This is a genomic window from Blautia sp. MCC270, assembly GCF_018785605.1.
GTDB lineage: Bacteria > Bacillota > Clostridia > Lachnospirales > Lachnospiraceae > Blautia_A > Blautia_A fusiformis.
In genome coordinates, this window is record NZ_WQQD01000049.1 from 1 (window position 1) to 15889 (window position 15889).

General features: G+C 43.4%; 15 protein-coding genes and 1 riboswitch. All 15 genes read left to right on the forward strand.

Going from position 1 to position 15889, the window contains the following annotated elements; genetic code table 11:
* Nucleotides 1-193 precede the first annotated feature (193 nt).
* Nucleotides 194-1006, forward strand: a complete 813-nt coding sequence (locus tag GPK58_RS11275) for a GTP pyrophosphokinase (protein ID WP_015524915.1) — start codon at nt 194-196, stop codon at nt 1004-1006.
* Nucleotides 1007-1052: 46 nt separating this feature from the next.
* Nucleotides 1053-2927, forward strand: coding sequence for a YgiQ family radical SAM protein (locus tag GPK58_RS11280; RefSeq protein WP_215638663.1), 1875 nt, complete (start codon nt 1053-1055; stop codon nt 2925-2927).
* Nucleotides 2890-3510, forward strand: a complete 621-nt coding sequence (locus GPK58_RS11285) for a hypothetical protein (RefSeq protein WP_021651487.1) — start codon at nt 2890-2892, stop codon at nt 3508-3510. Before GPK58_RS11280 ends, GPK58_RS11285 begins: the two co-directional genes overlap by 38 nt.
* 12 nt (nt 3511-3522) lie before the next feature.
* The gene (locus GPK58_RS11290) at nt 3523-4491 is read left to right on the forward strand and encodes an RluA family pseudouridine synthase (RefSeq protein WP_215638664.1); all 969 of its coding nucleotides are present in this window, start codon (nt 3523-3525) and stop codon (nt 4489-4491) included.
* Nucleotides 4475-5032 (forward strand): signal peptidase I, encoded by a 558-nt coding sequence (gene lepB, locus GPK58_RS11295; RefSeq protein WP_022426337.1) that lies wholly within the window; start codon nt 4475-4477, stop codon nt 5030-5032. The genes GPK58_RS11290 and lepB overlap by 17 nt, the downstream gene beginning before the upstream one ends.
* Nucleotides 5033-5044: 12 nt before the next feature.
* The gene (locus GPK58_RS11300; protein WP_015524919.1) at nt 5045-5578 is read left to right on the forward strand and encodes a Holliday junction resolvase RecU; all 534 of its coding nucleotides are present in this window, start codon (nt 5045-5047) and stop codon (nt 5576-5578) included.
* Nucleotides 5579-5688: 110 nt separating this feature from the next.
* Nucleotides 5689-6810: an ATP phosphoribosyltransferase regulatory subunit gene (gene hisZ, locus GPK58_RS11305; protein ID WP_215638665.1), complete on the forward strand. Its 1122-nt coding sequence runs from the start codon at nt 5689-5691 to the stop codon at nt 6808-6810.
* Nucleotides 6810-7448 carry an ATP phosphoribosyltransferase gene (hisG, locus tag GPK58_RS11310; protein WP_059085710.1) on the forward strand — a complete coding sequence of 213 codons (639 nt, stop codon included), beginning with the start codon at nt 6810-6812 and terminating at the stop codon, nt 7446-7448. Before hisZ ends, hisG begins: the two co-directional genes overlap by 1 nt.
* 50 nt (nt 7449-7498) lie before the next feature.
* Complete coding sequence (hisD, locus tag GPK58_RS11315) at nt 7499-8809, forward strand: histidinol dehydrogenase (protein ID WP_215638666.1); 1311 nt, start codon at nt 7499-7501, stop codon at nt 8807-8809.
* A complete protein-coding gene (gene hisB, locus GPK58_RS11320) occupies nt 8809-9396 on the forward strand; it encodes an imidazoleglycerol-phosphate dehydratase HisB (RefSeq protein WP_173746172.1) in 588 nt (195 codons plus the stop codon). The genes hisD and hisB overlap by 1 nt, the downstream gene beginning before the upstream one ends.
* An 18-nt stretch (nt 9397-9414) precedes the next feature.
* A complete protein-coding gene (gene hisIE / locus GPK58_RS11325; protein ID WP_015524924.1) occupies nt 9415-10695 on the forward strand; it encodes a bifunctional phosphoribosyl-AMP cyclohydrolase/phosphoribosyl-ATP diphosphatase HisIE in 1281 nt (426 codons plus the stop codon).
* Between the two features lie 171 nt (nt 10696-10866).
* Entirely contained in the window at nt 10867-11826 is a 960-nt protein-coding gene (locus GPK58_RS11330) for a M14 family metallopeptidase (RefSeq protein ID WP_059085712.1), read from the forward strand.
* A 285-nt stretch (nt 11827-12111) separates the two neighbouring features.
* Nucleotides 12112-12300, forward strand: a riboswitch (cobalamin riboswitch).
* A gap of 184 nt (nt 12301-12484) precedes the next feature.
* Entirely contained in the window at nt 12485-13423 is a 939-nt protein-coding gene (gene nikB, locus GPK58_RS11335) for a nickel ABC transporter permease (protein WP_021651480.1), read from the forward strand.
* Complete coding sequence (nikC, locus tag GPK58_RS11340) at nt 13424-14254, forward strand: nickel transporter permease (RefSeq protein ID WP_215638667.1); 831 nt, start codon at nt 13424-13426, stop codon at nt 14252-14254.
* 58 nt (nt 14255-14312) lie between these two features.
* Nucleotides 14313-15881, forward strand: a complete 1569-nt coding sequence (locus GPK58_RS11345; RefSeq protein ID WP_215638668.1) for an ABC transporter substrate-binding protein — start codon at nt 14313-14315, stop codon at nt 15879-15881.
* Nucleotides 15882-15889 lie beyond the last annotated feature (8 nt).

Sequence of the window (15889 nt, forward strand, 5' to 3'; positions counted from 1 at the left end):
TTAAAATACAGAATTATACATATATATAGATTTGTGGATGCATCACACAAAAAGGAAAATAATTCTATATTTTTTTAATAAAAAATTGATAAACAATCCCTTTTTTTTCAAAACATATGTTATAATAAAAAATGTATGCCGCTGTCACCAAAACCAAAAAGAGACTGGCGGCAGATGATAAGGAGCGAGCAACATGGAAATACAGTTATGGCGAAGTATTTTGTGCCCTTACGAGCTGGCTGTCAAAGAACTGACAGTCAAGTTTAAACATATGATAGAAGAGTATCACGAAAATGATCGTTATTCTCCCATTGAACAAGTCAGTGGAAGAGTAAAAAGCGTTTCCAGTATCCTGGAGAAAATGCAGCGTAAAGATATCCCGATCGAACAGCTGGAAACAGAAATGGAAGATCTGGCGGGAGTACGGATCATATGTCAGTTTGAAGAAGATATCGATACCGTTGCTGCGATCATCCGAAAAAGAACAGATATGGAAGTCAAAAGTGAAAAGAACTATCTGACGCATATCAAGCAGAGCGGTTACCGGAGTTATCACATGATCCTTTATTATACAGTGGAGACTATTCATGGGCCGAAACGGCTTCAGGTAGAAATACAGATCCGTACCATGGCAATGAATTTCTGGGCAACGATCGAACATTCCCTTCAGTATAAATACAAAGGTGATATGCCTCCTCATGTAGCAGAACGTCTTAGTAAAGCATCCGATGCGATCATTTCGCTGGATCATGAAATGTCTTCTGTGCGCAATGAGATCATGGATGCCCAGAATTCATCTCAGATGCAGTCCAATCTTGTAAAGGATATTTTGAATAATATTGAAAATCTCTACCGTGTTTCCAGTGAACGGGAAGTCAGCAAAATACAGGATGAGTTCCTGCGGGTATTCAAAACCAAGGATCTGCGTCAGCTGGAACGCTTCCACAGGCAGCTGGATATCATTGCAGAGGGTTATCGTGCCCAGGCAGTCCATCACAGCATATGAACACAGGGCAGACAGTACTAATACACATACATACGAGGAATTATAAATGCAGGATTTTTTACCAGTTACAAGAGAAGATATGAAGTCAAGAGGCTGGGATGAGTTGGATTTTGTCTACGTGACAGGAGATGCCTATGTGGATCATCCGTCTTTTGGATCTGCGATCATTGGACGTCTTCTGGAAAGCAGAGGATATCGTGTAGGCATGATCCCTCAGCCTGACTGGCGAAAGAAGGAGAGCATCCAGGTGTTCGGGGAACCGCGCCTGGGTTTTCTCGTTACAGCAGGAAACATGGATTCCATGGTGAATCATTATACGGTTTCCAAAAAGCACCGAAGCACAGATGCCTATTCTCCGGGAGGAAAAATGGGATTAAGACCGGACAGGGCTTCTGTTGTATACAGCAATCTGATCCGGCAGACCTATAAACATACGCCTATCATTCTTGGCGGGATCGAAGCCAGCCTTCGAAGAATGGCACATTACGATTATTGGGAAAATAAGGTCAAGCACAGTATTCTGATCGATTCCGGTGCGGATCTGATTTCTTATGGAATGGGGGAACATTCCATCCTGGAGATCGCAGAAGCCCTGCAAAGCGGGATTCCGGTCCAGGAGATCACATATGTGGCAGGGACGGTTTTTAAAAGCCACGATATCAGCAGGGTTTACGATCCGGTGGTCCTTCCGTCATTTGAACAGGTACAGACCGATAAAAAAGCTTATGCGGACAGCTTTGCCATTCAGTACCGAAACACGGATCCATTTACAGCAAAGCCTCTGGCAGAATCTTATGGGAACCGTGGATATGTAATACAGAATCCACCATCTCAGCCTCTGACGCAGATGGAAATGGACGATGTTTACGATCTGCCTTATACAGGACGATATCATCCCATGTACCAGAAAGAAGGCGGGATTCCGGCACTGAAAGAGATCAAATTCAGTCTGACCAGCAACAGAGGATGCTTTGGAAGCTGTAATTTCTGTGCGCTGACCTTTCATCAGGGCCGTATCCTTCAGACAAGAAGTCACGATTCCATTCTGAAAGAAGCTGAAAAGATGACGGAGGATCCGGATTTTAAAGGCTATATCCATGATGTAGGAGGCCCTACGGCTGATTTTCGTTATCCTTCCTGCAAAAAGCAGCTGACAAAAGGAGTCTGCAAGGAGCGGCAGTGCCTGTTTCCTTCTCCGTGTAAGAATCTGACGGTAGACCACAAGGATTATCTTCAGCTTCTCAGAAAGGTCAGGAATATCCCCAAAGTTAAAAAAGTTTTTGTCCGTTCCGGCATTCGGTTTGATTATCTGATGGCAGACCCGGATAAAACTTTTCTTAATGAGCTTGTGAAATATCACATCAGCGGTCAGCTGCGAGTAGCACCGGAGCATGTTTCTGATGAAGTCCTGAAGTTTATGGGCAAACCCAGGCACGAGGTTTATGAGGGCTTTCTGAAGGAATATGAAAAAGCAAATGCGCGGACTGGTAAGCAGCAATATGCCGTTCCGTATTTCATGTCGTCCCATCCCGGGTGTACAATGAAGGAAGCCGTGAAGCTTGCGGAATACGTCCGTGATCTTGGATTTACGCCGGAGCAGGTTCAGGATTTTTATCCAACGCCATCAACACTTTCTACCTGTATGTATTACACAGGAATCCATCCGCTGACAGGCGAAAAGGTATATGTGCCGAAAAATCCACACGAAAAAGCAATACAGCGAGCACTGATGCAGTATAAAAATCCGGAAAATCGCGAACTGGTCCTGGAAGGACTTAAGATGACCGGACGTATGGATCTGGTCGGCTTTGGACCGAAATGTCTGATCCGTCCCAGAGAGCTTCATAAAAAAGCCAAAAAAACACAGACAAGGAGTTTGGCACATGAAAGATACCAGAAAAAGAAAAACAAAAAAAGGTGATTTCGGTTATTTTAACAGCGAAAAAAAACGAAGACTCCTGATCACCGCAGGATTATTTTCGCTTCCACTGCTCATTTTCTTTGTGGCGTGGGCCGTCAACGGAACAAGAATGACAGTCTGGACGGTTCTGACCGTAGTAGGCTGTCTGCCAGGATGTAAATCCATGGTAAGCCTGATCATGATCCTGTTACGTCATCCTATGGATGAAAAGCTCTATAAAGAGATCCGCAAGCATGCCGGTGACTTGGTCATGTCCTATGAAATGTACATGACTTTTTATGAGAAAAGCGGTTATCTGGACGCTGTTGCCGTGTGCGGAAATACAGTAGTGGGTTATACCAGTGATCCAAAAGCAGATATCGCCTACCTTGCAGAGCAGTCACAGAAAATCATCCGTAAAAACGGATATAAAGTAGATGTAAAGATCCTGAGGGACCTGAAACCCTATCTGGAACGTCTGGATTCCATGAATGAGCACAAAGAATCTTTAAGAAACGGGATTAAATTCACGCCGGATGAGCGATACCCGGATCTTTCCAGGGAAGAACTGATCAAACATACGATCCTGGCAATCTGTCTGTAGGAGCATTATATAATGAAAGAATTTATCATTAACGAAAACGAGGCCGGACAGCGTTTTGACAAATATCTGGCCAAGCTTCTCCGTGAAGCTCCAAAGAGCTTTTTCTACAAAATGATGAGGAAAAAAAATATCACGCTCAATGGAAAAAAAGCCACCGGGAATGAAAAGCTGTTTTCAGGAGATCATGTAAAACTGTTTTTAAGTGATGAAACATTTGAAAAATTCAGCGGAAATGATTCTGCTCCACGGGCACATTATGCTCTGGATATCATTTACGAGGATGAAAATATCCTGTTGATCAACAAACCGGCAGGAATGCTTTCTCAGCCTGCTGATGACGGAACCCCTTCACTGGTAGAATATCTGACTGGCTATCTTCTGAAAAATGGCTCTCTTACAGAGAATGATCTGAGAACCTTTCGTCCTTCCGTATGCAACCGCCTTGACCGCAATACCAGTGGACTTATAGCGGCAGGCAAAAGCCTTTCCGGTCTGCAGGAACTTTCAGGGATGTTCAAGTCCAGGGAACTTCATAAATATTACCTCTGTCTTGTGGAGGGAGTTTTAAAAGTAGAAAGATATATCAAAGGTTATCTGGCAAAAGATAAAAAAAGCAATAAAGTAACCATCTATAAACAAGAGAAAGAAAATGCCCTTCCAGTGGAAACAAAGTATTATCCGTTGGGTACCAATGGAACCCGTACCCTTCTTAAGGTTGAACTGATCACAGGACGTGCACATCAGATCCGAGCTCACCTTGCTTCGGAGGGACATTCGATTGTTGGTGATCCCAAATATGGAAAAGCCGATAAAAAACTGAAAGGACAGCTGCTTCATTCTTTTCGAATGGAGTTTCCATCTATGAAAGGAAGCCTGTCATATTTATCCGGGAAGGTCTTTACGGCACCGCTTCCGGAAATCTTTCTCAGAACACTAAAAGAGGAAAAGTTGGAGGAGAGTTATTATGAAAATCTGGAATGAAATATGGGATTACGTCAAGATGATCATCATCGTGGTAGTTGTAGTCCTAGTTATCAACAATGTAGTACTGATCAATGCAAAGATTCCGTCAGAATCTATGGAAAATACCATTATGACCGGGGATCGTATCTTTGGCTATCGTCTGGCCTATGGTCTGAATATGGATGTATTTGGTCACGAGATCTCAAAAAAATGGAAAGATCCGGAACGCTTTGATATTGTAATCTTCAAATATCCGGATGATGAGTCCCAGCTGTTCATCAAACGTATCATCGGTCTTCCTGGAGATAAAGTAGAGATCAAAGATGGTAAAGTTTATATCAATGATTCAGAGACACCTCTGGATGATTCCTTTGTGTCGGAAACTCCTCTTGGAAGCTTCGGACCATACGAAGTACCGGAAAACTGTTACTTTATGATGGGAGACAACCGTAACAATTCCAAGGATTCCCGATACTGGCAGAATACATATGTACAGTTTGATCAGATCGTCGGAAAAGCGGAGATCCGTTATTTCCCATCCATCAAACTTCTAAATTAAAGGACAGACTTTATGGCAACATGGAACAGCAGAGGACTTCGTGGTTCTACTCTGGAGGAACTTATCAATCGTACCAATGAGCAGTACAGGGAAAAGGGACTGGCCCTCATCCAGAAAATTCCGACACCTATCACTCCGGTTAAAATGGATAAAACCTCCCGGCATATCACGCTGGCATATTTTGAACAGAAAAGTACCGTAGATTATATCGGAGCAGTACAGGGAATCCCTGTCTGCTTCGATGCAAAAGAATGCTGTGTAAAAACTTTTCCCCTTGCGAACATTCATCCTCATCAGGTAGCATTTATGGATGAGTTTGAAAAGCAGAAGGGGATTGCTTTTTTTCTGATCTATTTCAGCGCAGATAATGTTTTTTATTATCTTACCCTTCGTAAGCTGAAGGAATTCTGGAAAAGGATGGAAGACGGCGGACGAAAAAGTTTTCGTCGGGAAGAGCTGGACGAGGAATTTTATCTTTCCGGAAAAAATGGATTTCTGGTTCCTTATCTGGAAGGGATCCAGAAAGATCTGCAATTACGGGATTGACTTTTGGAAAGGTTTCCTATATAATCAAATTTAAGTTTTTCTGTGGTAGCATGGTAGCGAATTAAAGTGGAACACAGAAAATCTCAAAACGTGTTACGGAGGAAATGAACATGCAGCGTATTTTTCATACACCTGAAGGTGTGCGGGACATTTATGGAGAGGAATGCAGCCGCAAAAAACGGCTCCAGAGGGAGCTCCACCAGGTGTTTTCAAGATATGGATATGAAGATATAGAAACACCGGGATTTGAGTATTTTGAAGTGTTCAGCAATGAAGTAGGAACGATCCCATCCAAGGATTTATATAAATTTTTTGACAGAGAGGGAAACACACTTGTCCTCAGACCTGACTTTACACCGTCTGTTTCCAGAGCATGTGCAACTTATTTTGATCCGGAAAAAGGACCTGTAAGACTTTGTTATACCGGAAATACATTTATCAACAATTCCAGTTACAGAGGTCAGATGAAGGAAAATACTCAGATGGGTGTTGAGCATATGGGAGATGATTCTGCAGCAGCAGATGCTGAGATCCTTGCTATGACCGTGGAGTGTCTGAAGGCAGCAGGACTTACCGAATTCCAGGTTAGCGTAGGCCAGGTAGATTATTATAAATCCCTGCTTGCAGAGGCAGATCTGGAGCCGGAGATAGAAGAGCATCTTCGTGAGCTGATCTCTCAGAAGAATTATTTTGGTGTGGAAGAGCTTCTTAAGGGACAGAATTTAGGCAATAACCTTTCCAAGGCTTTTGCTGAACTGCCTCAGATGTTCGGTTCAGCAGAAGTGCTGGAAAAAGCAAAAAAACTCACCTCCAATCCGGAAGCACTTTCTGCAGTAAAACGACTGGAAGAAATTTATGAGATCCTGAAAGTATACGGCTGTGAGAAATACATTGCTTTTGATTTTGGAATGCTCAGTAAGTTCCGTTATTATACAGGGATCATTTTCCAGGCTTATACATATGGAACCGGTGAACCCCTGATCAAGGGCGGACGCTACAACGAATTGATGAAGCATTTCGGAAAACCGGCTTCTTCCATTGGATTTGCCATTGTGGTCGATAACCTGATGCTCGCGCTTTCCAGACAGAAGCTGGCTGTTCCGTCCGGTGATAAGACCATTGTGATCACCTATGATCCGGGAAATCTGAAAAAAGCGATCCAGGAAGCAATGGAGCTTCGAAATAAAGGTAAAAAAGTGGCATTGTGCCCGGCAAAGGAGGAGCAGGACTGATGAGATATCTTACATTTGCCCTCACAAAAGGGCGTCTGGCCAACAAAACACTGGATATGTTTGAGAAGATCGGTATTACATGTGAGGAGATGCGTGACAAAGATTCCCGAAAGCTGATCTTTACCAATGAGGAACTGAAGCTGAAGTTTTTCCTTGCAAAAGGTCCGGATGTGCCGACTTATGTAGAGTATGGTGCAGCAGATATCGGTATCGTAGGTAAAGATACCATTCTGGAAGAAGGAAGAAAGCTATATGAGGTTATGGATCTTGGATTTGGAGCATGCCGCATGTGCGTATGCGGCCCTGAAAGCGCCAGAGAAGTCCTGAATAACAATCAGCTGATCCGTGTAGCTACAAAATATCCAAATATTGCAAAGGATTACTTCTATAACAAAAAGCATCAGACTGTGGAGATCATTAAGCTGAACGGTTCCATCGAGCTTGCACCGATCGTAGGACTTTCCGAGGTTATCGTGGATATCGTGGAAACCGGAAGCACTCTTCGCGAGAATGGCCTGAAGGTGCTGGAAGAAGTCTGCCCTCTGTCTGCACGTATGGTAGTCAATCAGGTCAGCATGAAAATGGAAGATGAACGGATCCGCAAACTGATCACAGAACTTCGAGGTGTGATCAAATAAACTGAATAACAGATGAACCTCCAAAATACAGAAAGAAGGCAGAATTTATTATGCGTAAGGTAAAACTCACCAAAGAATCTACAAAAGATATTCTGGAAACTCTCTTAAAAAGAAGCCCTAATAATTACGGAAAATACGAGGATGCAGTAGCAAATATCCTTGCCAAAGTAAAAGCAGAGGGAGATACCGCGTTATTTGCATTTACCAGAGAATTTGATAAAGTCGAAGTGACAAAGGATACGATCCGTGTAACTCCTGAGGAAATCGAGGAAGCATACAAGCTGGTAGATCCTTCCCTGATCGATGTGATCAAAAAAGCATTGGTGAATATCCGCAGCTATCACGAAAAGCAGCTTCAGAACAGCTGGTTCACAAGCACAACAGACGGAACTATGCTTGGTCAGAAGGTAACCGCTCTGAACTGTGTAGGTGTTTACGTTCCCGGTGGAAAGGCTGTATATCCGTCTTCCGTGCTGATGAATATCGTTCCTGCAAAAGTTGCCGGTGTTGACCGTATTGTAATGACAACACCTCCTGGAAAAGACGGAAAAGTAAATCCAAGCACACTTGTTGCTGCCAACGAAGCCGGAGCAGATGAAATCTATAAAGTGGGTGGTGCACAGGCCATCGGAGCACTTGCATATGGAACCGAGAGTATTCCAAAGGTTGACAAGATCGTAGGACCCGGAAATATTTTTGTTGCGCTTGCAAAAAAGGCAGTTTATGGATACGTAAGCATTGATTCTATTGCCGGCCCAAGCGAGATCCTCGTTCTTGCAGATGAGACTGCAAATCCTCGTTATATTGCAGCAGATCTTCTTTCTCAGGCAGAACATGATGAGATGGCATCTGCGATCCTGATCACAACAAATGAGAAATTTGCAGATCAGGTAGATGAAGAAGTCAGAGGTTTTGTTGAGGTACTTTCCAGAAAAGCCATTATTGAGAAATCCCTGGAGAACTTTGGTTATATCCTGATCGCAGAAGATATGGACGAGGCCATTGAGGCTGCCAATGAAATTGCTTCTGAACATATGGAGATCGTCACAAAGAATCCTTTTGAAGATATGATGAAGGTACGAAATGCAGGTGCGATCTTTATCGGAGAGCACAGCTCTGAACCCCTTGGAGATTATTTTGCAGGACCAAACCATGTACTTCCTACCAATGGAACTGCCAAATTTTTCTCCGCACTTTCTGTAGATGATTTTATCAAAAAATCCAGTATTGTATATTATTCCAGGGAAGCACTCCGAAAGATCCACAAGGACATCATCCAGTTTGCCACATCGGAACAGCTGACTGCACACGCAAATTCCATTGCAGTCCGTTTTGAGGAAGAGGACAAGGAGAACGAATAATGGCAAGAGAAGCACTGATCGAAAGAAACACAAAAGAAACGCAGATACGTCTGCAGCTGAATATTGATGGAACAGGAAGTTCCGATATTGATACAGGCATTGGCTTTTTTGACCATATGCTGGACGGTTTTACGCGCCATGGACTGTATGATCTTACGCTGAGAGTCCACGGTGATCTGAATGTAGATGATCATCACACCATTGAAGATACGGGGATCGTCCTTGGAAACGCTATCCGCGAGGCAGTTGGCGACAAAAAAGGGATCAAACGTTACGGCAGCTGTATCCTTCCTATGGATGAAGTGCTTGTGCTCTGCGCAGTAGATCTTTCCGGAAGACCTTATCTCGGATGGGATGCAGAGTTTTCTACGGAAAAAATAGGAGATATGGCTACAGAGATGGTAAAGGAATTCTTTTATGCAATATCCTATTCCGCGGCAATGAATCTTCACATCAAGGTTCTTTCCGGAGGAAACAGCCATCATGTGGCAGAGGCCATGTTTAAAAGCTTTGCGAAAGCCCTTGATGCAGCAACACAGTACGATTCCCGGATTACAGACGTGCTTTCTACCAAGGGAAGCCTCTGATACAGAAGGAGACCACTTATGAACAAACAGTTGATCCCATGCCTTTATCTTCATTCAGAAAAGGCGGTAACAGGATTTGGACAGAGAAATCTTTTCGGAGACGGAAATGTAGAAACACTTGCAAAATTTTACGGTGACAATGGGGCAGATGAGCTTCTGGTATTTGACTTTTCTTCCGCAGATGCAGAGCATGACCGTGCGATCGGAAAAATCCGTGATATCTGTCAGGTATCTGAGATCCCGGTGATCGCAGCGGGAAATATCAAACGTATGGAAGATGTAAAAAAGCTGATCTATGCGGGATGTGCCAAAGTTGTACTGAATTTTTCGAAAGAGAATAATATCAAGCTTCTGGAAGAAGTATCCCGGCGCTTTGGAAAAGAGCGTATGATGATCAGCATCTCTGATCTGAGAGAATTCACAGAAAATCAGGATCTGATCGAAACATATGCAGACACTGTTCTGGCTTTGGACACTGTCGAAAATGAAATTGCAGAGATTTCTCAGATTTCCATTGTTCTTCATACCGATGAAAACAGATCTGAGAACGTTCTGGAGCTTTTAGGAGAACCAGCTGTGTCCGGACTTTGCGGTGCTTATGTAAGCAGTCTTGAAAATGATCTGCATACATTTAAGGAGACCTGCGAAGAAGCCGGAATTCCGGTAAACACATATAAAAGTAATATTGCATGGTCGGACTTTAAATTAAACAGTGACGGAATGGTTCCGGTTATTGTCCAGGATTACCGGACGGATGAAGTACTGATGCTGGCCTATATGAATGAGCTTGCTTTTAACACAACATTGAAGCTTGGAAAAATGACATACTGGAGCCGCAGCCGGAATGAGCTCTGGACCAAAGGTCTGACATCCGGACACGTACAGTATGTAAAGTCTCTTACTATTGACTGTGATAATGATACGATCCTTGCCAAAGTGGAGCAGGTTGGCGCAGCCTGCCATACAGGAAACCGTACCTGTTTCTTCAAACCGCTGATGAAAAAAGAGTACGATGATACCAACCCACTTCACGTGTTCCAGAATGTGTATGATGTGATCACTGACCGAAAAGAACATCCAAAGGAAGGTTCCTATACCAATTATCTTTTTGATAAAGGAATCGACAAGATTTTGAAAAAAGTCGGTGAAGAATGCACAGAGATCGTCATTGCAGCCAAAAATCCGGATAAAGAAGAGATTAAATACGAAATTTCAGATTTTCTTTATCATATGATGGTACTCATGGTGGAAAAAGGAGTCAGCTGGGAAGAAATCACCAAAGAATTGGTAAAAAGATAAATTATATATCATTCAGGAAAAAAGTTTTTGTACGTCGGATCAGAATGAACGGTTACGAAAGCTTTTTTCTGTTTTCCCGGAATCTTAAAAGAATATGTACAATTTCGGTTAGGCATGATATACTTATCGTCAAAAGTGCGGAAATATAAAAAAGGAAAAGGGAAACAACCAATGATCAAAATTGATGACTGGGTGATTGAAAAAGGAGAGAAAGCACAGGGAAAAATTAAGATCACAGGATACGGCATAGCAATGCCGGCAACTGTGATATGCGGAGTGAAAGACGGACCGACGATACTGATCACAGCAGGAATACACAGTGCGGAGTATGTAGGAATCCAGGCGGCAATGGAACTTGCAAAAGAATTTCAACCGGAAGAACTGAAGGGAAATGTGATCATCGTTCCACTGGTCAATGTCAGCGGCTTTGAGCATCGCACCATGAGTCTGGTCTATGAGGATGGCAAGAACCTGAACCGCGTTTTTCCCGGAGATCCTGAGGGAACAGCTGCAGATCGTATTGCCTATACTATAGTGACGAAACTTTTTTCTATAGCAGATTATTATATCGACCTACATAGTGGAGATGGGTTTGAACAGCTTCATCCCTATGTTTATTATGTAGGGGTTGTAGATGAAAAGACAGCAGAGAAGTCATTACATATGGCACGGCATATCGGCGTAAAATATGTAGTCCGTTCCACAACTGCCACAGGTGGCGCCTACAATTATGCTTCTTCTCTTGGAATTCCAAGTATTCTTATCGAAAGAGGCGGACACAGCTACTGGACCTGGGAGGAAGTAGAACAGGATAAAAGAGACGTCCGTCACCTTGTTTTTCATCTCCAGGGAAAGGCGTGTCATGGTCTGAAGCATTACCGTCAGATGCTTCTTGAAAATGTAGTCTATGAATATGCGCCGTATACAGGATGCTGGTATCCATCCAAGAAGCCTGGAGAGTACTTCTTTAAGGGAGAAGAATTAGGTGAACTGAGAGATTACTATGGAAATTTACTTTACACATCTATTGCAACTGAAAACGGAGTCGTACTTTATCAAACAGCCAGTCTGAACATTATTGAAGACGGACCAATGATCGCATATGCAGCGATCACGGAGACTCTGACCTGATAGTAAACAACCTTTTCAGAACGCTTCTGTCTGAAATCATATTGAAACAGTAAGAAAACCGGGTTTTACCATTTGCTATTCTATTTGTAAAAACAGCGAGGTAAAATCCGTGTTTTTTTTAGCAGATCAGATAAATCCAATTGTCATATCCCCCATGGGGGATATATACAATTCAAGCATCTTTAACAAAATTTATGAGTTTTCTAAAAATATAACATTTTTCCATAGACATAAACTATAGTTTTATCATATAATGTTGCAGTAATTTAACAGCATTTGCTGATTTTCACATCAGCCGTTGTAAGTTCTGAGAGGATTAATAGGGAAACCGGTGTAAATCCGGTACGATCCCGTCACTGTAAGGGGGAATCCTCAGACAAAGTACCACTGGTCGAGTACGTGAGAAATAGACCGGGAAGGTGTCTGAGGGTAAGGATCCTAAGTCAGGAGACCTGCTTGCAATTGTTTTAAAATGATTCTTACGGAAGATAGGAAGCATATTTATTTTGTGTGCCCGTATTTCGTCACGGGCTTTTTTCGTGCAAATTTTCTAAAATTCCATGCATGTTCTGCATATTAAGAATCCAATAGTTTCTTTTATCTAACTAAATTAAAACGGCAATGTTAAAATCGCATCAAATGAGGAAAGGAGTAAAACGTGACAAAGAAACAAGTAGGAAAAAGATTTCTCCAGATCATCATTGTATTATTTGGAATCAGCTTTTTCACATTTGGACTGACCTACCTGTCACCTGGTGATCCTGCGGAGATCATGCTGACAGAGTGTGGTAATCTTCCTACACCAGAGCTTCTGGAACAGACAAGACATGAGCTTGGCCTTGATCAGCCATTTCTCGTGCAGTATGGTTCCTGGCTGAAGGGTGTTGTTACAGGAGATATGGGACAGTCCTATTCTTTCAAAATGCCGGTAACAGATAAACTGGTATCCTGTTTCTGGCCGACGCTGAGGATGTCGTTGCTGGCACTTCTGATGATGGTCATTATTTCCATACCGCTTGGAATCCTGGCCGCTGTATATCAGAACAAATTCCCGGATTATTTTGTGAGAGGAATTACCTTTGTGGGAGTATCTGTTCCAAGCTTCTGGCTAGGCCTGATCCTTCTCAGCATCTTTGGTGTTCAGCTTCGCTGGATCAATGTTGCAGGAGGCAGTACGGATTTTAAATCCATGATCCTCCCGGCGCTGACTCTTGCACTTGCCATGTCTGCAAAATATACCAGACAGGTAAGAAGTGCAGTACTGGAGGAACTTCACCAGGATTATGTCACAGGTGCAAGAATGCGTGGAATCAAGGAAAGCGTTATCCTCTGGAAACACGTCCTTCCTAACGTAATGCTTCCTCTGGTAACATTGCTGGGACTTTCCCTTGGAAGTCTTCTGGGAGGTACTGCAGTTGTAGAGATCATTTACAACTGGCCTGGAATGGGAAATATGGCAGTAAAAGCAATTTCCTGTCGTGACTATCCTCTTGTACAGGGCTATGTACTCTGGATCGCAATCCTGTACATGTGCATCAACCTGCTTGTGGATCTGTCCTATACTTATCTCGATCCAAGACTTAAGGAGGATAGATAATTGAAAAAGGTATTACGAACATTCAAAGAAAATAAACAGTTCACTCTTTTCTTCATTCTGGGTCTCGTGGTGATCGGAATTGCGATCTTTGCGCCGCAGCTCTCACCATATGATCCACTGAATGCAGTTATGACCGAATCACTGCAGGAGCCAAGCTCCGCTCATCCGTTCGGAACGGATAAGCTTGGACGAGATCTTCTTTCCCGTGTTATCTTCGGAACAAGAACCTCTCTGATCATGACCTTATGTCTGGTTGCGGTGATCTTTGTCATCGGTACATTTTTAGGAGTTATTGCCGGATATTTCGGCGGCGTTGTGGATGCAGTGATCATGCGTATCGCAGATATGATGATCTCCTTCCCTGGGCTTGTACTGGCCATTGCCATTGCCGGTATGCTTGGACCAAACCTGGTCAATGCCGTTATTTCCATTGCGGCTGTAAGCTGGACAAAATATGCCCGTCTTGCACGAAGTATGGTCTTGAAAGTCAAGAAGAGTCTTTACATAGAGGCAGCTATAGTAAACGGAACAAAGACCTGGAAAATTCTTCTTGTACACATTCTTCCCAACATGGTAACCCAGATGGTGGTAACTGCGGCAGCAGATATCGGAACTATGATGCTGGAGCTGGCTTCCCTTTCATTCCTGGGATTTGGTGCAACTGCGCCGATACCGGAGTGGGGACTGATGCTGAATGAAGGAAGAACCTACATGGCAAAGGCGCCATGGCTTATGATCTACCCTGGTATCGCTATCGTGATCTGTGTTGTTGTTTTCAACATGCTTGGAGACAGCATCCGTGATGTACTGGATCCGCGCCAGGATCAATAAAACAACTCTGTAACAAACCAACACCATATAATCAGTATATTATCTTTAGGAGGATGAAATGAGAAATAATGTAGTTAAAAAAGTGCTGGCTGCTACACTTGCATGTATGATGACCCTTTCAATGGCAACAGTGGCTCAGGCAAAAGGTGACAAAAAAAGTGATAAGGAGATCACCATCGGAGTAACAAGCTTTGCAGATACACTGGAGCCGACAGAGCAGTATTTCAGCTGGGTTGTATCCCGTTATGCGATCGGTGAGTGCCTTACAAAATTCGATGAGAACGGTGAGATCGTTCCATGTCTTGCGGAAAAGTGGGAAAACAGTGACGATGGAAAAACATGGACCTTCAAGATCCGTGAGGGCGTAAAATTCTCCAACGGTGACGATATGACACCGGAGATGGTAAAAGCCTCCATCGAACGTACCGCTGAAAAAAGTGACCGTGTTCCGGAATTCTTTGATCTCGACAGCCTCGAAGTTGACGGACAGAACCTGATCTTCCATCTGAACAGAGCAAATGCAAACATGGCCGGATGCCTTGCAGACCCGCTGTTTCTGATCGTAGATACAAATGTAGATGATTCTACATTTGCCATGGAAGGACCGATCTGTACAGGACCTTACGCAGTAGAGTCCTTCAGCCCGACGGATTCCTGTATCGTAGTAAAAAATGAGAACTACTGGGATGGAGAAGTTCCCCTTGATAAAGTTACACTGAAATGTGTGGATGACCAGACAACACGTTCCATGGCTCTTCAGACAGGTGAGATCGATATCGCTTACAACCTGAAAACAGAGAACCTGGTTGAGTTTGAGGGAAATGACAATTACGACATCCAGGAGCTTCAGTCTCTTCGTTCCACCTATGCATTCATGAACCAGAATGAGGATCATGCACTCAGCGATAAGGCTCTTCGCCAGGCACTTCTTCGTGGCCTTGACAAGGAAACATACTGCAACACTCTTCTTGAGGGGGGTGCAACAGCTGGTAAAGCACCGGTTCCTCCAACACTTGACTTTGGATTCGATGATCTGAAGGATGAGAATTCCTATGATCCGGACAGCGCAAAGAAGATCCTTGATGAGGCCGGATACAAAGATGTTGACGGTGACGGATTTGTAGAAACTCCTGACGGAGATCCTCTTGTTCTTGATTTTGTTATCTACACAAGCCGTGCCGAGCTTGGTGTATACGCACAGGCAGCACAGGCCAGTCTGAAGGAGATCGGTATCAACGTAAACCTGAACACAGTAAGTTATGAGACACTTCTTGACATGAGAGATTCCGGTCAGTATGACCTTCTGATCTGGAACGTGCTGGTAGCAAACACTGGGGACCCTGAGAACTACTTAAGAGAGAACTGGTACAGCTCCTCTGCAAACAATACTACAGGATACAATAACCCGGAGGTTGACAAGCTTCTTGACGAGCTTGCGCAGACATTTGATGAGGACAAGAGAAAAGATCTCATCATCGATATTCAGCAGGATATCATGGATGATGCTGCAACTGTATTCTTTGGTTATGAGACAACCTATCTCTTCTCCAACAAAAAGGTAACCGGTGTTAAGATGTATCCAATGGATTACTACTGGCTGACAAAGGATATCACTCTTGCCGAGTAAAGGAGCGT

Coding starts and splice junctions, on each gene's coding strand:
- hisD (WP_215638666.1), top strand. CDS start 7,499: ATGCGTAAGGTAAAACTCACCAAAGAATCTACAAAAGATATTCTGGAA.
- GPK58_RS11285 (WP_021651487.1), top strand. CDS start 2,890: ATGAAAGATACCAGAAAAAGAAAAACAAAAAAAGGTGATTTCGGTTAT.
- GPK58_RS11300 (WP_015524919.1), top strand. CDS start 5,045: ATGGCAACATGGAACAGCAGAGGACTTCGTGGTTCTACTCTGGAGGAA.
- hisG (WP_059085710.1), top strand. CDS start 6,810: ATGAGATATCTTACATTTGCCCTCACAAAAGGGCGTCTGGCCAACAAA.
- hisB (WP_173746172.1), top strand. CDS start 8,809: ATGGCAAGAGAAGCACTGATCGAAAGAAACACAAAAGAAACGCAGATA.
- GPK58_RS11280 (WP_215638663.1), top strand. CDS start 1,053: ATGCAGGATTTTTTACCAGTTACAAGAGAAGATATGAAGTCAAGAGGC.
- hisZ (WP_215638665.1), top strand. CDS start 5,689: ATGCAGCGTATTTTTCATACACCTGAAGGTGTGCGGGACATTTATGGA.
- GPK58_RS11345 (WP_215638668.1), top strand. CDS start 14,313: ATGAGAAATAATGTAGTTAAAAAAGTGCTGGCTGCTACACTTGCATGT.
- hisIE (WP_015524924.1), top strand. CDS start 9,415: ATGAACAAACAGTTGATCCCATGCCTTTATCTTCATTCAGAAAAGGCG.
- GPK58_RS11290 (WP_215638664.1), top strand. CDS start 3,523: ATGAAAGAATTTATCATTAACGAAAACGAGGCCGGACAGCGTTTTGAC.
- GPK58_RS11330 (WP_059085712.1), top strand. CDS start 10,867: ATGATCAAAATTGATGACTGGGTGATTGAAAAAGGAGAGAAAGCACAG.
- lepB (WP_022426337.1), top strand. CDS start 4,475: ATGAAAATCTGGAATGAAATATGGGATTACGTCAAGATGATCATCATC.
- GPK58_RS11275 (WP_015524915.1), top strand. CDS start 194: ATGGAAATACAGTTATGGCGAAGTATTTTGTGCCCTTACGAGCTGGCT.